General features: G+C 60.6%; 19 protein-coding genes. 7 read left to right on the forward strand and 12 right to left on the reverse strand.

Going from position 1 to position 22,232, the window contains the following annotated elements:
* Positions 1-81: 81 nt before the first annotated feature.
* Positions 82-582, reverse strand: a complete 501-nt coding sequence (locus ACBR42_RS14915) for a hypothetical protein (RefSeq protein WP_371208528.1) — start codon at positions 580-582, stop codon at positions 82-84.
* 369 nt (positions 583-951) lie between these two features.
* Between ACBR42_RS14915 and ACBR42_RS14920 the strand changes: the two genes are divergently transcribed.
* The gene (locus tag ACBR42_RS14920; protein WP_371208529.1) at positions 952-1,197 is read left to right on the forward strand and encodes a transposase; all 246 of its coding nucleotides are present in this window, start codon (positions 952-954) and stop codon (positions 1,195-1,197) included.
* 162 nt (positions 1,198-1,359) lie between these two features.
* Here the strand turns inward: ACBR42_RS14920 and ppk2 are convergent, their stop codons facing one another.
* The 4 genes from ppk2 to ACBR42_RS14940 all read right to left on the reverse strand — a co-directional run bounded on the left by ppk2 (position 1,360) and on the right by ACBR42_RS14940 (position 7,686).
* A complete protein-coding gene (gene ppk2, locus ACBR42_RS14925) occupies positions 1,360-2,271 on the reverse strand; it encodes a polyphosphate kinase 2 (protein ID WP_371208530.1) in 912 nt (303 codons plus the stop codon).
* A 193-nt stretch (positions 2,272-2,464) separates the two neighbouring features.
* Positions 2,465-4,345, reverse strand: a complete 1,881-nt coding sequence (locus ACBR42_RS14930; protein WP_371208531.1) for a methyl-accepting chemotaxis protein — start codon at positions 4,343-4,345, stop codon at positions 2,465-2,467.
* Positions 4,346-4,649: 304 nt separating this feature from the next.
* Entirely contained in the window at positions 4,650-7,022 is a 2,373-nt protein-coding gene (locus tag ACBR42_RS14935) for a TonB-dependent receptor (RefSeq protein ID WP_371208532.1), read from the reverse strand.
* Between the two features lie 199 nt (positions 7,023-7,221).
* Positions 7,222-7,686 (reverse strand): hypothetical protein, encoded by a 465-nt coding sequence (locus ACBR42_RS14940; protein WP_371208533.1) that lies wholly within the window; start codon positions 7,684-7,686, stop codon positions 7,222-7,224.
* Between the two features lie 280 nt (positions 7,687-7,966).
* Here ACBR42_RS14940 and ACBR42_RS14945 point away from each other — a divergent pair, with 280 nt between their 5' ends.
* From ACBR42_RS14945 to ACBR42_RS14965, 5 genes are all read left to right on the forward strand, one after another.
* A complete protein-coding gene (locus ACBR42_RS14945) occupies positions 7,967-8,461 on the forward strand; it encodes a hypothetical protein (RefSeq protein ID WP_371208534.1) in 495 nt (164 codons plus the stop codon).
* A gap of 15 nt (positions 8,462-8,476) precedes the next feature.
* Positions 8,477-9,199, forward strand: coding sequence for an RBBP9/YdeN family alpha/beta hydrolase (locus ACBR42_RS14950; protein WP_371208535.1), 723 nt, complete (start codon positions 8,477-8,479; stop codon positions 9,197-9,199).
* 101 nt (positions 9,200-9,300) lie between these two features.
* On the forward strand, positions 9,301-10,104 hold the full coding sequence (locus tag ACBR42_RS14955) for a MetQ/NlpA family ABC transporter substrate-binding protein (RefSeq protein WP_371208536.1): 804 nt from the start codon (positions 9,301-9,303) through the stop codon (positions 10,102-10,104).
* Positions 10,095-11,123 carry a methionine ABC transporter ATP-binding protein gene (locus ACBR42_RS14960; RefSeq protein ID WP_371208537.1) on the forward strand — a complete coding sequence of 343 codons (1,029 nt, stop codon included), beginning with the start codon at positions 10,095-10,097 and terminating at the stop codon, positions 11,121-11,123. Before ACBR42_RS14955 ends, ACBR42_RS14960 begins: the two co-directional genes overlap by 10 nt.
* The gene (locus tag ACBR42_RS14965; protein WP_118963815.1) at positions 11,104-11,757 is read left to right on the forward strand and encodes a methionine ABC transporter permease; all 654 of its coding nucleotides are present in this window, start codon (positions 11,104-11,106) and stop codon (positions 11,755-11,757) included. Before ACBR42_RS14960 ends, ACBR42_RS14965 begins: the two co-directional genes overlap by 20 nt.
* A gap of 117 nt (positions 11,758-11,874) precedes the next feature.
* Here ACBR42_RS14965 and ACBR42_RS14970 read toward each other — a convergent pair whose 3' ends face one another.
* From ACBR42_RS14970 to ACBR42_RS15000, 7 genes are all read right to left on the reverse strand, one after another.
* Positions 11,875-12,504 (reverse strand): nitroreductase family protein, encoded by a 630-nt coding sequence (locus ACBR42_RS14970; protein ID WP_110547346.1) that lies wholly within the window; start codon positions 12,502-12,504, stop codon positions 11,875-11,877.
* 54 nt (positions 12,505-12,558) lie between these two features.
* Positions 12,559-13,656 (reverse strand): sulfate/molybdate ABC transporter ATP-binding protein, encoded by a 1,098-nt coding sequence (locus ACBR42_RS14975; protein WP_371208538.1) that lies wholly within the window; start codon positions 13,654-13,656, stop codon positions 12,559-12,561.
* A complete protein-coding gene (locus tag ACBR42_RS14980; protein ID WP_110547344.1) occupies positions 13,653-14,456 on the reverse strand; it encodes a sulfate ABC transporter permease in 804 nt (267 codons plus the stop codon). Before ACBR42_RS14980 ends, ACBR42_RS14975 begins: the two co-directional genes overlap by 4 nt.
* Before the next feature lie 13 nt (positions 14,457-14,469).
* Positions 14,470-15,336, reverse strand: coding sequence for a sulfate ABC transporter permease subunit CysT (cysT, locus tag ACBR42_RS14985; RefSeq protein WP_118963814.1), 867 nt, complete (start codon positions 15,334-15,336; stop codon positions 14,470-14,472).
* Positions 15,333-16,358 carry a sulfate ABC transporter substrate-binding protein gene (locus ACBR42_RS14990; protein WP_110547342.1) on the reverse strand — a complete coding sequence of 342 codons (1,026 nt, stop codon included), beginning with the start codon at positions 16,356-16,358 and terminating at the stop codon, positions 15,333-15,335. Before ACBR42_RS14990 ends, cysT begins: the two co-directional genes overlap by 4 nt.
* Positions 16,359-16,429: 71 nt before the next feature.
* Positions 16,430-18,109, reverse strand: a complete 1,680-nt coding sequence (locus ACBR42_RS14995; protein WP_118963812.1) for an OprO/OprP family phosphate-selective porin — start codon at positions 18,107-18,109, stop codon at positions 16,430-16,432.
* 726 nt (positions 18,110-18,835) lie between these two features.
* Positions 18,836-20,227: an NAD-dependent succinate-semialdehyde dehydrogenase gene (locus ACBR42_RS15000; protein WP_371208545.1), complete on the reverse strand. Its 1,392-nt coding sequence runs from the start codon at positions 20,225-20,227 to the stop codon at positions 18,836-18,838.
* Positions 20,228-20,795: 568 nt separating this feature from the next.
* Here ACBR42_RS15000 and ACBR42_RS15005 point away from each other — a divergent pair.
* Positions 20,796-22,232: a cytochrome ubiquinol oxidase subunit I gene (locus ACBR42_RS15005; RefSeq protein ID WP_207918855.1), complete on the forward strand. Its 1,437-nt coding sequence runs from the start codon at positions 20,796-20,798 to the stop codon at positions 22,230-22,232.

Below are 22,232 nucleotides of genomic sequence, written 5' to 3' on the forward strand. Positions count from 1 at the left end.
CTCTCAAGTCGACCCATTATGGTCTGCCTGTTACCGACCCGTCCCCTTCCTGATTTTCCCGGGGTGGCTACCCCGGGAAAATCAGTCCTTTGTCGCACGCAGCGACACGGAATGCATAAGACAAGCCATGTTGGTGAAAAGCCGATCAAAGAGCGTAGGCTGTGGTTCAATGGCGATGATCCTGGCCCTTTTGGTAGCAGCAAACAGCGAAAAGAACCCCATGTTCGCTCCTATATCAAGGAAGGTGCCACCAGTAGGCAGGCACTTGTCCAGCCACCTCCATTCCTTGGCGTTGTAGCAGTTTCCGCAGACTGCTGACTTGGCATCAGTCTGATTGTCCTGCGGATAAAACCGAACCTTCAACCCAAACAGATATGAATCTACAGGGCCTTTACATTCCTGCTTGAACCTTTCGACGAAGGGGCGTCGGAAACGCATATATCCAAACGGGGTATTGAAAAATACCTTGCGTATCTGTTGCTGTGTTCTGGTTGGAGGATAAGTTCCAAAGGGTTTTATGTTTACGTTATGTTCCTGAATAGGCACAACGAATGGCGGTGATTCCGCCACTTTTTGAAGCATCTATTGTAACCTCGTTTTTGGTGTCCGACCAAGGACGTTAAAAAACGCTGACGCCTCCTGGCGTCAGGTGGTTGGTCGCAACGATAAACGAAGTAAACGCTGCCCTGCTTATTCCCATCGCAATGAACAGCCGTCGCCATCCACCACAATTGGCCGAAGCCGGGTGTTGTATTCGCAGGCCACCCGACAAGGGGAGGCACTTCGTTTTTTCGTGCGCGACCAAGCGCGCATACACAATAGCACATGATAAATCGTCATACTATACAAAAGCTAACAGACTGATTTATAACGACATTATAAAAATGAAACTTGAGCTTCGACAATTATTGTTAATATATCGCAACTACTTCCGGGTATGTGTTCATACCAATGAACTACGGCACGGACCTCACTGACGAACAGTGGAGGTTAATCAGGAGCCACATCCCAAGGGCAAAGCAAGGTGGCCGTCTGAGGGAAGCAAACATGCGCCGGGTAGTCGACGCCATCATGTATGTGGTGACACATGGTTGCAAATGGCGTGGGTTGCCCACGGACTTCCCACCTTGGCGAACGGTGTACGGTTATTTTGCCGACCTGCAAAAAGCGGGGGCGATGGCGACACATCCACTATGACCTTTATGGCATGGTGAGAAAAGCAGCCGGTAGGGATGAGCAGCCCTCATTGCTCGTAATTGACAGCCAAAGCGTCAAAACGGACAAAGTTCTTTGGTGTCGCCTTTTTTCAAAAAGCTTCACCAAAAACTTCCTTATGGTTTCTGAAATTGGCCGGTTATTTCAATATTTTTCGGGAACGATCATGCTGTCCGGCACCGGCTGACGGATGTAATCCGGGCTGAATACCCGTTCGGGCAACCGCACTTCAGGCTTCTCGATTTCCTGATAGGGAACCTGAGACAGAAGGTGGCTTATGCAGTTGAGGCGGGCTTTCTTCTTGTTATCGGCAGGCACGATCCACCAGGGGGCTTCGTCGATATTGGATCGTTCCAGCATGATTTCCTTGGCGAGGGTATAGGACTCCCACCGACGCCTGCTTTCCAGATCCATGGGGCTGAGCTTCCACTGCTGCAGTGGGTCTTCCATACGGGCACAGAAACGCAGTTCCTGTTCATCATCGGAAATGGAGAACCAGTATTTTATGATCTGGATGCCGCTGCGCACCAGCATGCGTTCAAATTCGGGGACGGCACGGAAGAACTCCTCATACTCCTCATCCGTGCAGAAATTCATGACCCGTTCAACGCCCGCACGATTATACCAGCTCCGGTCGAAAAGCACGATTTCACCGGCGGCGGGAAGATGGCTGACATAACGCTGGAAATACCACTGGGTCCGTTCCCGGTCATTGGGGGCGGGCAGGGCGGCGACGCGACAGATGCGGGGGTTCAGGCGTTGGGTTATGCGCTTGATGACACCGCCCTTGCCCGCCGCGTCCCTGCCTTCACAGATCACGACCAGACGGTGGCCGGTATCCTTGATCCAGTCCTGCAGCTTGACCAGTTCACCCTGCAGGGCAAGCAGGTCACGGAAGTAGGTTTTGCGGAAATCGAGCGTATCGGAATCCTTTTCCGAACCCAGACGCGCATCGTCGAGTTCCAGTTCGATTTCTTCGTCAATATCGTCAAGAACCTCCTCCCGCAGGCGGTTTCTTTCCCATGCTGATCGTGTGGTGTCAGGGCTGACGGTCATGGCGCAACCTATCCTTGTTACTGTTCAGGCTATAAAGGGGCGGGGACGATGGAACCCGTTGGGCATGAAGCGTGCTGGTCGATATGGGACAGGGGCGCGGCGTTTATGTCGCCCACCGTGCCCTGCCTGCCGGCTGGTTGCGGGTTCCGCCTGTTCAGGCAATCCCATTGCAACGCGAAGATGTCCCATGTCATCAGAACCGCTGCTCACTCCCCGCACGCGATGACCATGCGCCGGCCTTCAGATCCGCCATCCATTGTGCAGCGGGCGTTTCATCTTCCATGGCATGCGCCATCAGCATGTCATCGGGCTCCGACCGGTCGGGATCAGGCAGCACGAACTGCCCGACCAGCGCGTTCAGTTTATGGCTTTCATCCACGATGCTTCGGGATGTGGCGCTGAACTGTTCGGCCACGGCGGCATTCTGCTGCGTTGCCCCGTCCAGCGATGCGATGGCGGTATTGATCTCATCCAGACTTACGGACTGCTCGCGCGATGCAAGGGCGATCGCATCGAGGTTCCCGCCCATGTCGGCAATGAATTTCACGATGACACGCAGGGCTTCGCTACTGTCGCGGACGCGGCTGGAACCTTCCTGAATGTCGGATGCGGTGCTGAGGACCAGCGCGCGGATGTCGCGGGCGGCTTCCGTGCTTTTTTCGGCAAGGGAGCGGACTTCACTTGCCACCACCGCAAAACCCCGCCCGACTTCGCCCGCGCGTGCGGCCTCCACACTGGCGTTCAGGGCCAGTATGGTGGTGTGAAATGCGATGTTGTCGATCATTTCCAGGATGGAGACGATCCGTTCAGACCCTTCCTCGATACGCTGCATGGCGCTGGCGGTCTCATCGGTGATCCGTGCGGAATCCGATGCGGTTTCGCGTGCCTTGATACCGATCTGGCGTGCGGTGTCCGAACGCTGCGCCGACTGGGCGACACTTTTGGCAATGCCCGCCACGGCTGCTGCCGTCTGTTCCAGCGACGCCGCTTCCTGCGCCGTTCGCCGGGCGAGGTGTTCGGCCCCTGACGCCATTTCCTGTATGCCGTCATCCACCGTGTGGACGGAACTGGACATGGCGGAAAAGGTATTGGCCAGTTGGGCCAGTGCTTCATTGAAATCGCGGCGAAGCGGCTCGAATTCCGGAGAAAACGGGGTTTCGATCTGGAAGGAAAGATCGCCGCCCACCATGCGTTTGAGCGCATCGGCCATGCCGCCCGTCGCCTGTTTCAGACGGGCGCGGGCATCCGCTTCCGCCTTTTCGTGAATGGCGCGGCGGTTGACTTCGGCCTGTTCGCGTTGGTGTTCGGCCTCTTTCTGCAGGGTTTCAGCGCGGATCGTGGCACTGCGGAAGACTTCCAGCGAGCGCGAGATATCGCCGATCTCGTCTCCCCTGCCGCCATAGGGGAAGGCAAGCGTGGTGTCACCCGCCGCAAGCTGCTTGATGGCGGCATTGATTTTCTTCAGCGGGCGCAGGATGTTATAATAAACGACCAGTACGGACGCCGCCAGCACCAGAAACAGCACCAGATACGCCCCGTAAACGCGTTGCAGCGTAAGGCCGTAGGTTTTTTCCGCTTCGCGCGCGTATGACCCGGCACGTACCGTATTGATGGTTGTCAGGGATGACAGCGTGGCGGACATGGCCTGCTGTTCATCCAGAAGCCGTGCATTGGTGGTTGCCGTAGTGCTGCTGTCGGTGGTCGGGTTCGGGTGTGCGAAGGTTTCAGCATGGCTTGCGCGGTAATTCTGCCATTGTATGCGCAGGTTATGGAAAAGCGTTTCTTCCTGACGGGAGCTGACCAGCGGCGCATAGGCTTCGATCGCATCCGTTTCGCCCTGTGCGATCGGCCCGATCATGGCTTCAAGCCCGGCAACGGCTTCGGGGCTGGTGGCGGCAAGCTGGTCGCTTTCGGTGGAACGGAATGCCCGGAGCTGCTCGCCTATCGTGCCAATGGCACGGATACTGGCCAGTGATTTATGGTTGATCTGGTCTATGTGGCTGTTGACGCTGGTAAGGCCCCGGATTGAACAGATACCCGCCGTAATGCAGGCGGCTGCGACACAAATCTGCACAAGACCTATGGAAAATTTAATACTGAAGGATTTCAAATATCACCTTTGGCCTTGCGGGGTATTATTATTCCATAAAACATGCGTGCGTCATGTAATTCAGGTGGATAGGTAAAAGTTACTGCGCATACTATGTAGTATCGTGGGGTCTGGCATAGCGGAAAAATGTTAAAGTTTTATGTCACCCGCCCTATCAGTGGACGGCAGGGGCCGCGTCGCCTGCCCTGACCCCGCGCCTGGCGTAACCACCTGAATAACGGGGCGGATCGCCCCGTATCCTGTCCGATATAATGCTGGCTTTTCCGGTTCAGAAACTGGCCTTCAGATCGGCCACATAGCTGCGCATGGGAAAGGGATGATATTCGTAATAACGGGCGTTATTGATGTTATCTATGCCCGCATCCAGCGTAAGCGGACCATGCACCCGCCAGTGGGCATGGACATCCACCACCAGAAATTTGTCAAAAGCGCCAAAAACATGCCCGACCCGGTCGGTGTTATCCAGCGTGGAATACATCCTGCCCTGATAGCGCAGTGCCGCCGACAGATCGAGGCGTGGCGTCGCATGCCATGTGGCCTGAAACGTATCGCGCCAGTCCGGCACGTAGGGCACATGCTTTCCTGTCGCAACTGTGCCGGTCGCACTGTCAAAACCGGGATCGGACAGGATGCGGGAGTCCACATAGGTAACGCTGTTCGACAGATCGAACCCCGGAAACAGCACATTATGCCGTTCGGCCACGAATTCCACGCCGCGGTTGCGTATGGCGGTCACATTCTGGACCGTGGTTGTGTAGATGCTGTTGATCAGGGTGCTTTGCGAAATAAGGGCGTTGCGCGTATTTTCCTGAAACAGCGACAGGCGCAGGCTGCCATTGCGGGTGTGGCGTTCGACCATGACCTCGCCCGAAAAGACCTGCTCGGGCTTTAGATTGGCGTTCGGCACGGCGTAGGTGCCACCGGTGGCGACGATCTGGTACAGTTCCGCAACCGTGGGGTAGCGCCATGCCTCCCCGAATGAAATTTTGGCATCCCATCTGTGGTTGATCTGCCATGCCAGCGTGGCCTTGGGCGAAAAATTGGTCGCGTGTTCCGGTGGCTGGCGGGTGGCGACCTTACCGGCCAGGTTGAACCCGTCGGATGCACGCCAGAACTCAAGCCTGCCGCCAATGGTCAGGCTCAGCCGTGGCGCGAATTTCCATGCTTCCTGCGCCCATAGCGCATAGGTCGTCGTCCGCCCCCGACCGCTGGCGTAAAGCGTACCATTGCCCGTGGCGGGGGAGGAGCGCCAGTTATCGGTATTGTAGGTCGGGTTTCGCAGGTCGTACTGATCACGATGCGCGCCAAAGCTGAGTTCATGCGCACCACCTGCGCCTGTTGGCCGCCAGATGCCCTTGATATCCGCCGTGGTCCAGCCCGAACCGTCCATGCGCGTGATATAGCCACCGGGCGTGAACCCTGTATTGCCCGTCACGCCCGCCGGATTGCGCTGCATGTCCTGCAGGTAGTCGTAATCCGTAAAGATGGCTTCGCCGTCCCAATGGCCTTTCGTGCTGGTTTTCAGCGCGATCGTGTTCATAAGGTGTTCTTCATTATAGGTGTAGGTATCATTGGCGAAACCTGACACGCCCCCGAATGTGGGTGTGCCGGCCTGCGTGGTCAGATAGGTTTGGGCACGTGCGCGGGTCTGGTTATTCCACAACCCCACCATGTAGTTCAGGTGCAGCCAGTCCGTGAAATCATAGTTCAGCCGCAGGGTCAGGTTATCCATCGTGCTGTGTTGCAGGCCGCCTGCGCCCATCACATCGGCGGTCGAGCCGGTCTTGCTTTGTGATGCGATGCCGCCAGTTGTGCCCGTGGGCATGGAGGACGCGGTGACATAGAATAGCGGTTCGCTCAGGCTTTCTTCCCGGTTTGCGCTGAACAGCCATGACAGGCGGCCAAGCCTGTCACCCAGAGTGACTGCGCTGTTGGATGAACCGTAATTCCCGTGGGTTTTATAGGCGCCATAGGTCTGCACGCTGCCGGTCTGCTTCAGCGTTGCGGTAAAATGGTCCGGCATGCGCGTGGTGATCAGCACCACGCCGCCCATGGAATTGCCCGGATATTGCGCGGCAAAGGGGCCATAGAGCATATCGACCCGTTCGATCTGTTCGGGGGCCACCATGCCCCAGCGCGGTGCGCCGTTCGTATTGTTGTTGGAAATCAGCGCTGAAATCGGCGCATCGTCCACATAGACCAGACTGCGGGCGCTGGAATTGACGCCCCATGTGCGTGTTTCCAACGTGGCCTGCGTGTCGCCATTGCTGCGTTTGCGCAGGAACAGGCTGGGCATGTAGCGCAGCGCATCCTCGGTATCGACAATGTTTATGGTGGCCGCGATCTTCTGCCGGTCGATGCCGGCCGTGGTCTGGGGCAGGGCGAAGCGCCTTATGTCCGGCGCGCCTTTGTGTCCTATGACCACGACGGTTTCCGCCTTGCCCGCCATGACGGCGGGCGTTCCGGCAGGGTGCTGTGGGTGGTCCGCTCCGGTCCGTATGGCGGGCTGCGGATCGGGTGAAGGCGCGACAGGTGTAGCGTATGCCGCAATGGCGTGTGGGGAAAGCATCAGAAGGGCCAGCGTTATCGAACGCCCGCCCGCCCCACGCGTATGACGCGGGGATGCCGTGTGACCTGACATGATTTCTGTCCTGAACTGACCGGGAAAAGCCAGCAGGATCTGATTGCGCGGTTCCGCCGGTTTTGACACGCACCCTGTCGGACCGGTGCGAATGCACCATCTGACTGCGTGAAAATCCGTAGGGAACCGGGTCATGCCCGCTGGCCTGCAAGCCACGCAGTCCGGCCGGGGTTTCCCCGGTCGGGCGCGGCGCGAAGGTTCAGGCAGGCATGGGCGGGCCGCGCAATGGCGGCAGGATACGGCAGGCACGACCGGGCGGCGCGCGGGGTTGCACGCAATGCCGTAGCGGCTGCACCCACCGTATGGATGCAATTGGCACGAACGGGGTGACGGCCTGCAGAATGGCCGCCACATGCAGCAGCGGACAGAGCGGGCAGATGCCGTCATGATGATGATGGGTTGCGCGGCAGCCCGCATCATGCACCCCGTGGCGCATATGGGCCATGGTGTGGGACATGGTCCGTCGCGTCGTGTCGCATGCGGCCACTGGTGCGTCGGGCGCAATGTCGATACCGGTCAGCCGCTGGATGGTAAGGCGTGGCGCTTCACCGGGCAGGGCCTGGTTCTGGACCAGCATCTGCCCTATCAGGCCAATCAGCGCGATGGCGATGACAAGCCAGCGTGCCGTTGCCGACCGTGCCACAGGATGGATCGCGCGCGCCATCAGGTCAGACCATGGTCCTTGTGCATTATTCCCGCGCGGATACTCCATTGCCGGGCGCTGTCTGTCAAACGGTTGGTGCGCGACCCCTGCTGGTCCGGGGTAGGAAGCCGTATAATTAACGATTGAAAACGTAATATACCATTTTATCAACAATTATTAATAGTGCTTTGGTTGACTACGCACGTTCTGTGTGGTTTTATCATCGGGCAGGCGGAAGGAACGCGAAGCCGTCCCTTCCGCCATCGGTCCGGCTGACGCCAGCCATATGGGGAATAAGGGAATGCCGTTATTTTCAGGTCAGAGAGCGCCGGATTTCGAAGCCACAACCACGGCGGGTCGCATCGGTTTTCATGACTGGCTTGGCCCTGCGTGGGGCGTGCTGGTCACCCACCCGGAAGATTTCCGTCCCACAGTTACACCCCTGGCGGGTCTGCCTGACGGGGCGGTGAAGCTGCTGTTTCTTTCATCCACGCCCATTTCCGAACATGTCCACCCTATCGCCGCCGGACAGTTCCATACCGGGGCCACCGTCTGCCTGCCCGATGAAACGCAGGCCATCCGTGCGCTGTATGCGGGCGACACCGGCGATGAATGGGATGCGCCGGTGGAAGAACATGCCGTGTTCTTCATCGCGCCGGACAGGACAGTCCGATCCCGCGTTTCCTATCCGCCTTCGACCGGACAGGATCTGGGGGAGATCATCGGGCTGCTTGATGTATTCCGCACCAGTACGGTGTCCGCCATGGGCAATGACGCCCGCATGGCGGCGGCTTAGGGCAGGGATCGCGCCATGGAACTTTCTTCTTTCCGTCATGACGGGCCTTTCATCGCACATCCGCCACCGTCAGATGCCAGGTGGGATGCGACAGCGGTGGCGCATGGGGGGCCCGACACGGGGCGGCTGATCGGGCAGCTTCGTACCCTGCTGGCCCCGTATGATGTGGTGATCGTGCCGGGGCTGCATAATTCGGCGGCGCGGCACTGGCAGTCGCGGTGGCAGGACCTGCTGGACGCGCGGCGCGTGGCGCAGGATGACTGGGACCATCCCGGTTATGAAAGCTGGGTCCGGGGACTGGAGCATACGCTTTCCACCTGCACGCGACCGGTGATCCTGATCGCCCATAGCCTTGGTTCCATTCTGGTGGCCCGCTGGGCGGCGGCGCAGGCCGGGCGCACGAAGGTTGCCGGGGCGTTTCTGGTTGCCCCTGCCGATATTGAATCCCCCCGCGCGATGGCGGTGGAAGGGATGCAGGGTTTCCTGCCCCTGCCGGAACAGCCACTGCCCTTTCCCGCCCGCATCGTCGCCAGTGGCGATGATGAATGGCTGTCACCCGCGCGGGCGCGGTATCTTGCCACAAAATGGCATGTGCCCCTGCTGGATGCGGGACAGCGCGGCCATATCGGCAATGACGCGCCGCTGGGTATCTGGCCACAGGGGCTGGCGTGGCTGGCCGATCTGGTCCGCGCCATTCCGGCCGGACATGCCCCCATGGATGGTCACCGCGCATCATGACGGTATGGTCCTGCATGCGGCCAACAGGTTTGCCCGCCTGAGCGGTTCGGGTATCACCCTACGGATCAGTCAACGGAAAGAAGAAGATGCGCGTGTTAAGTATGAATCGTCGGACACTGCTCCATGTTCTGGGGGGCGGTGCGCTGGCCTGTGCCATCCCGCGGGCCCGTGCGGCCGATGCCCGACGCCTGCGCATAGGGATCATGGCGGGAGAGGATGAGGACATCTGGCGCAAGGTCGCCGCAAACGCTGCAAAAGACGGCCTGACGCTGGAGATCGTGACTTTTTCCGACTACAACACGCCCAACGAAGCCCTGTCCGAACATGACATAGACGCCAATGCGTTCCAGCATGGTCCCTTCCTTCAGGCCCAGATAGAAGCGCGCGGATACCGGATCGTGGCGGCTGGCAATACCTATTTCTCCCCCATTGGGCTGTATTCGTCGCGCTGGCATGCCGTGCCCGACCTGCCGAAGGGGGCGGTGATCGGCCTGCCCAACGATCCCAGCAACGAAGGCCGCGCCCTGCATCTGTTGCAGCATCTGGGTCTTGTCAGCCTGTCACCCGATGCGGGGCTGCTGCCCACGGCGCTGGATGTGACGGAAAACCCGCATGACCTGAACTTCCGTGAACTCGATGCCGGGATCGTGGGCCGCACCCTTGCCGATCTCGATGCGGCCATCGTCAACACAAACTGGGCGTTCAAGGCGGGGATTGATATTGAAAAGCAGCGGATCGGGGAGGAATCCCTTGATAACAATCCGTATGTCAATTTCATCGCCGTCAATGAAAGTGATGCCCACGCGCCATGGGTGGCGACGCTGGTAAACGCGGTGCATCAGCCCGATGTCCGTCAGGCGATCCTGTCCATCTACCATGGGGCCGTGGTACCGGCATGGTCGTAGATCTGTTGCAGGTAGTCGGGATTACCCGCCGGTTCGGTTCGCATCTGGCGCTGGATGATGTCAGCTTTTCGGTCCCGAAGGGGGAAATCCTTGGTGTAATCGGGCGTTCGGGGGCGGGGAAGTCCTCCCTCCTGCGCTGTCTTGGCGCGCTGGACCGGCCTGATGAGGGCCATATCGTGCTGCAGGGTGAAAACCTGACCGAACTGACGCAGGCGCAACTGGTGCAGGCGCGGCGGCGCATCGGTTATGTGTTCCAGCATTTCAACCTGCTCAATGCCCGCACGGTGGCGGGGAATATCGCCCTGCCACTGGAAATTGCCGGGGTGAAAAAGGATGTGCGGCACGAACGGGTGGAGGAACTTCTCCATCTCGTGGGCCTTGCGGGGCAGGGCGATAAATGGCCGTCGCAACTGTCGGGCGGGCAGAAACAGCGCGTGGGCATAGCTCGCGCACTGGCCAACGATCCCGCCCTGCTGCTGTGTGACGAGGCGACATCCGCGCTGGACCCCGAAACCACGGCATCGATCCTGCAACTCCTGCGGGAAATCAATGCAAGGCTGGGCCTGACCATTGTGCTGATTACACATGAGATGGACGTGATACGGCGCATCGCAACGCAGGTGATCGTGCTGGATCACGGGCGCATTATCGAAAATGGCCCCACCCGGCAGATATGGGGCACCACCCACGCCGTCACCCATGCGCTGCTGTCCGATAGTCGCCCACAACTGCCCCCAGCCATCGAAGCGCGGCTTACCGGTGAAAAAATCCCTGACGCGCGCACCATCATAAGGCTGCGGGTGGAAGGGGATGCGGCGTGGGAGCCGTTCCTGTCCGCCGCCAGCCAGCGTTTCGGCACGGATATTGCCCTGTTGCAGGGCAGCATGGTGGAAGTGGGCGGCGCGCCGTTTGCGGACCTGATCCTGTCCCTTTCCAACGGGACACAGGGGGTTCTGGATTTCCTGTCACAGTCAGGACGGTCGATGGAGGTTACCGGCTATGTCCCGGCTGATTATTGAACTGATTGCCCGCGCCACGTTGCAGACACTGGAAATGGTGGCGGCGTCCGGGCTTGCAGCCGTTGTGGGCGGCCTGCCGCTTGCGCTTCTGCTTGTCATCACGCGGCGGGGCGGGCTGTATCCGCTGCCACTGGTGGCCCGCGTGCTGGGGGTGGCGATGGACATGCTGCGCGCCATTCCCTTCATCATCCTGCTGGTGCTGCTGATCCCGCTTACGCGCCTGATCGCCGGGACGGCGCTGGGCACGGAAGCCGCGATCATTCCCCTGTCGATCGCCGCCATTCCGTATTTCGGCCGGATTGCGGAAGTGTCCCTGCGGGAAGTGGACCGCAACCTGGTCGATGCCGTGCAGATCATGGGGGGCACGCGCTGGATGGTCGTGCGTTACGTGCTGCTGCCTGAAGCCATGCCCGGTCTTGTCGCCGGACTGACGGTCACACTCATCACGCTGGTTGGCGCGTCGGCCATGGCGGGAGCCGTGGGGGCAGGGGGGCTGGGCGATCTTGCCATCCGGTACGGATACCAGCGGTTCAATACGCAGGTGATGCTTCTGGTCGTCGCTGTCCTGATTGTCCTTGTCATCGGGGTGCAGACAATAGGCAACCGTATTGCCGCCCGTCTTGCGCATGACTGAAACCTGACGGGCCTACCGGCAGCAAGGCCAACTGACGTATTCCGGTGGAATAGTGACCATTACGCCGCAGCGGGTATCTTTACCGCTGCGGCTTGGCTGCATGTGATCCCGTGCCCGTCAAACGGGTTCCGAAGCAGCCGGGAACCGTCCTTCAAATGCTATTTCATCAAGTGGCAGCCGGTCCGATGGGAATTCCCGGTCCGCCAGATGGGCGGGCAGTCCATCAGGGTGCGCGCGCCGCCCGATGGCGATGGCGGCTTCCACGGTATAATCATCAGGTAGTCCCAGTCCCGCATGCGCGGCGTCGCGGTTGATCCCGCCCATGACATGGCTGGCCCATCCTTCATGCGCGGCCTGTAGCTGGATCAGCAGGGCCGCCGCACCCGCATCGAAAGCATGGGAGGGGGACGGCACGGCTTCCGTCTTGCCCGGTGGCACGATGGTCGTGCGGGAGACGACATAGACAAGGGCAGACGCATTCTGCGCCCATGCCCGGTTGAATGGCAGCAGCCACTGCCCGAACGTTTCCCATTGCGGCGTATCGCGGCGGGCATGGATGAAACGCCAGGGCTGGAAATTATAGGCGGATGGCGCCCAGCGCCCCGCTTCCAGAAAGGAAAGGAGCGTATCGCGTTCGATTTCCACCGGCTCGAACGCGCGCGGCGACCACCGTGCAAGGAAAAGGTCATGCGTGCCCGTGCGGGTCTTGCGGCGTGATGCGCTACTGGTTGTGGCTGTCCGGTTCATCCGGGTCTCCTTTCATTATGGAATGGGTGTTTTCAGTCCGCGCGATGGCCATTCTTACGGTCCGGTGGACTGGGGCGTTGCGGGCTGCGCCACGCCGGTTTCCTGCCGTTCGATCCACCCGTCACCCTGCGCGATGCGGCCTGCCGATATATCCAGCGCGCAGTTGACGATGATCGGCGCCGCGCCGGCGGGTATCACGGTTTCAAAACGCAGCGTCTGCGTGCCGGTGGTGAAATCATATGTCCCGATCATGCCGCGCGTCTGGCGCAGCCATGCCATGGCGCTGCCCGCATCGGGCAGCAGGCGGATATCCGCGGGGCGGATCAGGACTTCGCCGCGCCCATCCGCCGCATTGGCGGCGAATGCACGGATATCGGGCATGTCGGCTACGAACAGTCCCCTGTCGATCCGGCCCGGTATGCGGATGACATCGCCGGTGAACTCCATCACGAACGGATCGGCGGGCGTGTCTTCAAGCTGCTGGGCGGTGCCGGTCTGCACCACGCGGCCGTGGCGCATCAGGGCGATGGTGTCCGCCAGTTCGGTGGCTTCCTGCCGGTCATGCGTGACAAGGATGGTCGTAAGCCCCAGCCGTTCATGCAGGTCGCGCAGCCAGCCGCGTATCTGCCTGCGCACAACCGGGTCCAGCGCGCCAAAAGGCTCATCGAGCAGCAGGACACGCGGTTCGGTTGCCAGCGCGCGGGCAAGCGCCACCCGCTGGCGCTGCCCGCCGGACAGTTCATGCGGATAGCGCGATCCCATGCCCGATAGCTGCATAAGCTCCAGCAGTTCCGCAACCCGGCGTTCGATTTCAGCCCTGCCGGGCCTGCTGCGGCGCGGGCGTATGCTCAGCCCGAAACCGATATTGGCCGCCACGGTCATATGCGCGAACAGGGCATAATGCTGAAAGACAAAGCCGATATTGCGGTCGCGTGCGTTCATGTTGTCCACGCGCGCGCCATCAATGGAAACCGTGCCGCCCTGATGGCCGTCCAGCCCCGCAATCACGCGCAGCAGCGATGTCTTGCCCGCCCCCGATGGCCCGACCAGCGCGGTAAAGCTGCCATCTTCCACCGTAAGGGAAACGTCGTTGACGATTGGCCGCCCGTTCTGCGGGCTGACACGGATGATGTGATCGAGATGTACGCTCATGCGATGAGTCCCCTTGCGCCTGCGCGGCGTTCGATCAGGGTGCGGGCGGTGACGACCAGCATGGCCATGATCGCCAGCAGTCCCGCCATGGTGAAGGCGGCCACCGTCTGGTAACCGTTATACAGGGTTTCGATATGCAGCGGGATGGTTTCCGTCAGGCCGGGAATATGGCCCGACACCACTGAAACCGCGCCGAATTCGCCCATTGCCCGCGCTGTTGTCAGCAGCACGCCCGACAGCAGCGCAAGGCGCGCGCCGGGCAGGGTGACATGCCACAGGATCTGCCATAATCCCGCCCCCAGCAGCACGGCCGCGTCCTCGCCCTCGCGTCCGTTATGGATCATCACGGGCATGAGGGTGCGCGTAACATACGGGAAGGTGACGAATACCGTAGCCAGCAGGATACCGGGTGGGGCGAACATGACGGGATAGCCCCAGCGTTCCAGCGCCGCCCCCCACCACCCCTGCGTGCCGAACACCAGCAGCCAGACAAGCCCCCCCACGACGGGTGATACACTGAGCGGCAGTTCAATCAGCACGATCAGCGCCCCCCGGCCGGGAAAGCGGAAGCGTGACAGGGTCCACGCCGCCATGACGCCAAACACGGTGTTGATGGCGACCGTCAGCACCGTCATGATGACCGTAAGCCGTATGGCCGACAGCGCATCAGGATCGGCAAATGTCGCCAGCGCGGTGGCCAGACCGTGGGAAAACGCCATCACGAACACCAGTACCACCGGCAGGATCACGATCAGCCCGATCAGCAGGTACACGGCGGATGCGAATATGAAGCGCGCCATCGGATTTTCCTTTTCAGCCCGCGCCATGGGACAGGTGGCGCTGCAGCAGGCGGATCGCGGCCAGTGAAACAAGCGATATCGCCACCAGTACAAGCCCGATCAGCGTGGCGCCCTGCGTGTCATATTCCTGAAGGCGGATGACAATCAGCAATGGGGCGATTTCGGTATGGAACGGCTGGTTCCCCGCGATGAAGATGACCGACCCGTATTCCCCGATCCCGCGTGCGAACGCCATGCCGAAGGCCGTGACCAGTGCGGGATAGAGCGCGGGCAGGACCACGCGTGTCACGATCTGCACGCGGCTGGCCCCCAGTATTTCGGCTGCTTCCTCCACATCGCGTGGCAGGTTGCGCAGGACCGGGGCAACCGTGCGGACAACAAAGGGCAGGCCCACGAACATAAGGGCCAGAACGATGCCCGACTGCGTAAAGGCGACATGCACCCCCAGATGCGCCAGCGGGCCGCCGATCCACCCGTTCGGGCCATACAGCGTCGCCAGCGTGATGCCGACCACGGCGGTCGGCAGGGCGAAGGGCAGTTCGATCACCATATCGATCAGCCCCCGCCCCGGAATGTCGCTGCGCACCAGCGCCCATGCGATCAGCAGGCCGGGCACCAGATCGGCCAGCGCCCCCATCAGGGCCGAGCCGAAACTTGTGCCCAGCGCGGACAGCATGCGCCCGTCATGCGCGGCATGCCCGAAGGCTTCCATGCCGCTATGCAGTCCTTCACCCCATGGCCGCACGATCAGGGCAGCAAGGGGCAGGACAACCATCGTGCCCAGCCAGAACAGGGTCAGGGCAAGTCCCGGCCCGAACCCCGGCAGCGCATCATGCTGCCGACGCGGAAGCCATAGCGGGAATGCGCGCGCGCCGGTCATTTTGTATAGATGCTGTCAAAGATGCCGCCATCGGCGAAGTGTTCCTTCTGCACCTTCGTCCACCCGCCCAGGCTTGCGATGTCGAATGTATGCACGGCGGGAAACCTGTCGCGGTTTTCAGCCAGTATGGCCGGGGTGACGGGGCGGAAATAATGTTTCGCGCCGATTTTCTGCCCTGCATCGCTGAACAGGTATTGCACATAGGCCTGTGCGATTTCCGTCGTGCCATGTGCCTGCGCATTGCGGTCCACCACCGCGACGGGTGGTTCGGCAAGGATGGTGACGGGCGGCACCACGATATCGAACTGGTCCGGCCCGATTTCGCGCGTGGCAAGCAGGGCTTCGTCCTCCCATGCCAGCAGCACGTCACCCAGACCGCGCTGGACGAAGCTGTTGGTCGCGCCGCGCGCCCCGGTATCCAGAACCGGCACATGCGTAAACAGCTTCTTGAGGTACGCACGCGCACTGTCCGCCGAACCGCCGGGCTGGTTCAGCGCCCAGCCCCATGCCGCCAGATAGTTCCACCGCGCGCCGCCCGATGTCTTGGGGTTGGGGGTGATGACCTGCACGCCATCGCGGATCAGGTCGGGCCAGTCATGGATGTTTTTGGGGTTTCCCTTGCGCACAAGGAAAACGATGGTGCTGGTGAACGGTGTTGAATTATGGGGCAGGCGTGTCTGCCAGTTGGTGGCCAGCAGGCCATTCTGCGCAAGGATATCGATATCGTAGGCCAGGCCAAGGGTCACGATATCGGCGGGCGCACCTTCCAGCACGGAACGGGCCTGCGCGCCGGATCCACCATGCGACGTGCGGATCTGGACCGGGGCGCCACCATGCCCTTCCGCCCAGAAGCGCGAGAAGCTGCGGTCGATGTCCTGATAGAGTTCGCGTGTCGGGTCATAGGATACATTGAGCAGGCCGGTCGCAGCCCATGCCCGCGTCGGGCGCAGCGCCAGTGCCGCCCCGCCCGCAAGGGTTGCCTGCAACAGGCCACGGCGTGTCAGGCGCGTTTTGGTAACCATTGGAATATCTCCCTGTTATTGTTGGTAGTGACCGGGTTTCGCAAGTATTCACGCAGTAACCGCGCAAGGGATCAGAAGGATGCCTGAACACGGCCCACCAGTGCGTTGCCATCACGGCCCAGCACGTTGTATCCGCCCGAAACACCCTTGGAACGGCTGACGATGAAGTGGTCGTAATCCACCATGAACTTCACATGCCGGGTCGGGTACCAGTTCAGCCCGGCTTCCCACACGGTCTGCTGGTCACCGTTGATGCCTGCGCCACCCTGACTGGCCACACCATCCAGATCGGTCACGCTCCACCGCCCGGAGATTTCAAGCGCGCCCCAGTGGTTGCGGAACGGGTCGAAATCCTCCACCACGCCCGGCGTGGTAAACGCTGCGGTCTTGGCGTTAAACGCGCGTCCCTTGCCCAGCAGGGTATAGTTGGCGGCGACATACCACCCATCAAAGCCGAGGGAGGGGAGCTGTTCGGCATTGGTTTCATGCCCGCGCTGCACACCGACATGGTAATACTGCCCCTTCAGCAGGAACCGCCGCCAGCGTAGCGCCAGTTCCGGCCCCGCCGCCCAGATCTGGGCCACGTCGCTTAACGCCCCCGATGTCAGCAGGCTTGTCTCCCCCAGCGGGACTTCCACATTGTCGCTGAAGGTATAGGTGCGGCCCTTGCTGTTCTGGTTGACCTTGAATGCGCTGGTGGCACCCGCGCCGAGATAGACATCCACGTCCTTGCTGACATACGGCCGTCCCGCAATACGGAAGACACCGCCGGTCTGGCTGTCGACGATTGTTGTGTCCTTGTTGCGATCACCGAATTTCTGGCCCGTGAAATAGGCGGCGACCAGCCAGCGATCCTCGTAATGTTCACCACCGACGCTGAAGCGCGCGACACCACCGGCAAGGTTGCGCACCAGATCCACAATGGTCGGGCGCTCCAGGAACTCGAACGCGCCCGAACGTTCGGCGCTTTCTTCTTCCGATCGGGGCTGGAAATACCCTACCGTCAGCGTCGTATGCTTGATGCCGGTATAGTTCAGGTTGGCTTCAAACAGTGAAACGGAGCCATCGACCGAACTTGAACCGAAATCCGGCGTCAGGTTTACGACCCAGTCCTTGTACCGCCACGCAAAATACAGGCGCAGGCGGCGGGCGTTTTCGGTCAGGTTGCTGAAATTGCCCTTACCCTCGCTTCCACGGGGACCAGCCCCCATGAACCCGCCGATATCTTCCTGCGCCAGCAGCCCCACGGAAAATGCATAGGCCTTGTCATCGGATGCGATGGTCGGGCGTCCCGACGGGAAGCCGATGCTCATGCCGCCGATATGCACGTTTTCATCGCGCGTCGTGGCCGCCTTGAATTCAGCCCATGACGGGATCGGCCCTTCGGACAGGGCGGTGCGTGTCTCCGCATCAGTTCGGGGTCTGGGCGGGCGGTCTCCCCCTTCGACATCGCCGATGACCGGCAGCGGTCCCGACCATGGCGCCGGTTGCGCGGCCGCGCGGGCCACCTGTGTCTGACGTTTCGCCAGCGTTGCAGGGCGCAGGGCGCCCGGCCCTTCGTCACGGACGACACGCGCGCGGAGCTGCTGGATTTCAGCCGACATCTGGCGGCGCATTTCCAGCATTTCGCGGCGGAGCGCGAGTACGGAATCGTCTTGCGAGGTGGCTGCCGCGGCCAGGGACGGGCAGGCCACGACTGAAATCACGGTGCTGAACGTAAGAAGATAACGACGTCCAAGTTGCACGCCCATTTTTTTAATTCCTCGCCTACGATCGCGCATAAAAACACGAAGCAGATAGTTAAACCGATAAAAACCACATCTGATGGCGAGTTAATTCCCGACAAAGGACCGTGTCAAGCGTGGAACTTTGCTTAAACAACGTTATTACATGTTAAATATCGATATGCACGGTACGATGCAGATATGTCACATAGCACGAACGGGCTCGTTTAAAGCGGATCAGGGGCGGAAATCGGCCAAAACCGATCATAATACTTATATATATTAACGGGTTGGTACGTTCATGGCCCCGCGTGGAATAGGCCGGAATGCCGTCCTTCTATCCACGGCTATTTATGTTGTTTGTCAGGGCGACATCGAAACGTGGCCAGGCCGGGCGGTGAAGTGGGGGCGCGGGCCTATGAACCCAGTTTCGACCTTCGGGATGAAAATACACTCCCTGATCGTGAATATGTCCCCTGATGGACAAGGGTGGGATAGAGGGTACACGCCTGCGGGTCCGTTACCCTGTAACGGAAGACGGGCATGCGATCGGGGTGGGGGAATGGGCCTGATTGCCAGCGGCCGGGGAACATTATCCCCCAATCATCGTGAAATATGCCTGCTGCGGCCAGCCCATAAAAAAAGCGTCTGCCTTTCGGCAGACGCCATGCGTTCGGTCATTCCGAAGCAGAATTTTCTATCCGTAATCCGGACTTATTTTCCTGTGGTCATGGAAGGAGGTGCCACGGTATCTCAGAACGGCGCGTCGATATCCACCACGTCAATCAGCTTGGCATTGACGAATTCCTTGATGCCAAGGCCGATCAGTTCGCGTCCGTAACCCGAACGCAGCACGCCGCCGAAGGGCAGGTCGGCCTTCACCATGGTAGGATGGTTGACGTACACCATGCCGGTTTCAATCTTCGCCGCCACGGCTTCGCCCCGCGCCTCGTCTTTCGTAAAGACGGAACCGCCCAGACCGTAGGGTGAATCATTGGCGATGTTGATCGCGTCTTCTTCATTCTTCGCGCGGAATAGCAATGTGACCGGGCCGAAAAACTCCTCCCGCCGCGCGGGGTTGTCTTCCGCGATGTCGGACAGGATCACGGGGCGGAAGAATGCGCCGGTATTGGGCATGGGCAGCGGGATTTCTTCCGCCTTCGCACCGCCTGCAATGGCGCCTTCCACCTGTTTTTTCAGGTTGTCCACCGCGCCCTGCGATGACAGCGGGGCCAGTGTTGTCGCCGGGTCCATGGGATCGCCCATCTTCAGTTTCGCAACGCCGTCCCGATATCCCTGCACGAACCGGTCATAGACCTGATCGACAACGATGAGCCGCTTGGCGGATACGCAGACCTGACCGGCATTCCAGTGCCGCCCGAATACGGCCCATTTGATGGTTTTCTCAAGGTCCGCATCCTCAAGGACGATGAAGGCATCGGACCCGCCCAGTTCCATGGTGGATTTCTTCAGCGCCGAACCGGCGGCGGCGGCGATCTTCGCACCTGCCCCCTCGGACCCCGTCAGCGCCACGCCGCGCACGCGGTGGTCGGCCACGATGCGGGCCACCTGATCATGCGTGGGGTACAGGTTACGGAACCCGCCCTTGGGCAGTCCGGCCTCGATCATCAACTGGTCCATGGCGGCGGCGGATTGCGGCACGTTGGAGGCATGTTTCAGCACCACCGTATTACCCGCCGAAAGCTGCGGTGCGATAATGCGGGCCACCTGATAATAGGGGAAATTCCATGGCTCAACCGCCAGCAGGATGCCCAGCGGCTGGAATACGATCTTGGCGCGGCCTTCATCGCGGCTGGCGACCGGCAGGTCCTGCGGTTGCAGCAGGCTTTCGGCATTTTTGGCGTAATATTCAAAAATCGCGGCGGAAAGCTCGGTTTCGGCCCTGGCTTCCGAAATGAGCTTTCCCATTTCCCGCGTCAGGATTTCGGCATATTTTTCGATATCGCGGCGCAGGATGTCGGCGGCCTTCTGCATGACCTGCGCGCGCTGGGCAAAGGATGTCCCGCGCCATGACAGGAATGCCGCGTGGGCCTGATCCAGCGCCGTATCAACTTCGGCATCCGTGGAATTGGGGTAGACCCTGATCTGTTCATTCGTAAACGGATTGATCGTCGCATAAGCCATTGAACGTGGTCCTTCTGATAATCCGGGGTGGTCAGGTATTGCGCGCCATAACGGCGCGTGGCGCGCGCGGTTGCGCAGGTCGGTCGCAATACTGTGGCATGACACCGGCATTGCGCCGGTTGCCGCATCCCGGTTGATGTTCTCCCGTCTGTCAGCCTTCACACCGGAGCCGGTCTTTCCACCCCGCAAGAAGGACGGCCCTGCGATCATGTCCAGCCGGGTTCCGGTAAGGGTATTTCGGTCATGAGCCTGCCGGAAACCGGAATCGGGAACGTCCCGGTGAAGGGCTGATCCTGTCGGCTGTGATGGGGCGACAGAAAAAACGCTGTCATAAATGCAGCATGCACGCCAGCCACGTCTTGTTGAACGCATGGGGGCGGGCTGGCTGCGTAAACAGTCAGATGGCGACGTCGACCGACATGCTGCCCCTGAAAAAACGCAACTATGCGTAACGGAACCCGTTGCAGGGGAAGCGGCCTTTTCCTCTGGCCCCATGTTTGCGGCTGCATGCGTTATCTGCGCCTGCGGGCGGAAAGCAGGCCCGTTCCCAGCAGAATGGAGATTTTCCGTGGCCGGACTGGATTCCCTTTTTCTGGCGCGACTGCAGTTCGCATTTACTGTCGGATTTCATATCGTCTTCCCGGCCTTTTCCATTGGCCTCGCCGCCTTTCTGGCGGTGCTGGAGGGGCTGTGGCTGAAAACCGGCAGGCAGGTCTATCTGGACCTGTTCCGCTACTGGCTGCACACCTTTTCCATCGTCTTTGGCATGGGTGTGGTGTCCGGCCTGGTCATGTCTTACGAATTCGGCACGAACTGGGCGCGGTTTTCACAGAAGGTCGGCCCCATTCTCGGTCCCCTGCTGGGCTATGAAGTCATGACCGCCTTCTTTCTGGAAGCCGGTTTTCTGGGGATCATGCTGTTCGGCATGAACCGGGTCGGCCCCAAACTGCATTTCTTCGCTACCTGCGTGGTGTCGCTTGGCACCCTGATTTCCATGAGCTGGATACTCGCCTCCAACTCGTGGATGCAGACCCCGCAGGGCTATACGATGGAAGCGGGGACGGGGCGTTTTATCCCGCATGACTGGTGGGCGATCATCTTCAATCCATCTTTCCCCTTCCGGCTGGTTCATATGGCGCTGGCGGCCTTCCTGTCCGTCGCGCTGCTGGTGGGGGGTGTGGGCGCGTGGCACCTGCTGCGCGCGCGCAGGGCGGGGCAGCAGCCAACGGAAGCGGTCAGGATCATGTTTTCCATGGCCATGTGGATGGCTGCGATCGTCGCCCCCATACAGATCCTTGCGGGCGATACGCAGGGGCTGAATACGCTGAAATACCAGCCTGCCAAGATTGCCGCGATGGAAGGGGACTGGGAGTCCGAAAGCTACGCGCCGGAACTGCTGTTCGGCATTCCGGACATGCAGAATGAGGTCACGCGCTACCGCATCGCCATTCCCTATGCCGGTTCACTGATCCTGACCCACAGCCTTTCGGGCAAGGTGCCGGGGATGAAGGACTACCCCCGCGACCAGCGCGCGCCGTCCTATGTGGTGTTTTTCAGTTTCCGCATCATGGTCCTGCTGGGCATGCTCATGGCGGCCCTTGGTTTCTATTCCGTCTGGCTGCGCTGGCGGGGGCGGTTGTGGTCGGATGTCCTGCTCCAGCGTGCGGCCCTGATCATGGCGCCCGCCGGGTTTATCGCCCTGCTGTGCGGCTGGGTCACGACCGAGGTGGGGCGGCAGCCCTTCACAGTCTATGGCCTGCTGCGGACGGCGGACAGTGTTTCCCCCGTTCCGGGTGGTGCGGTGGCGGGCACGCTGGTCAGTTTTGTCATCGTCTATTTCATTGTCTTTGCATCCGGCATCAGCATCCTGCTGCGGGGTTTCATGAAAGAACCCCATGTCAATGAAGCTGCCCCGGACCGCCATCAGCCCCAGCGCGCGGCCGCGATGGCGGCCCCCATTTCCGATACGATCCCGCCATCCCGTCCCACCCGTGAAGGAGAATGA

This window comes from Komagataeibacter sp. SM21, assembly GCF_041402665.1.
Lineage (GTDB): Bacteria > Pseudomonadota > Alphaproteobacteria > Acetobacterales > Acetobacteraceae > Komagataeibacter > Komagataeibacter saccharivorans.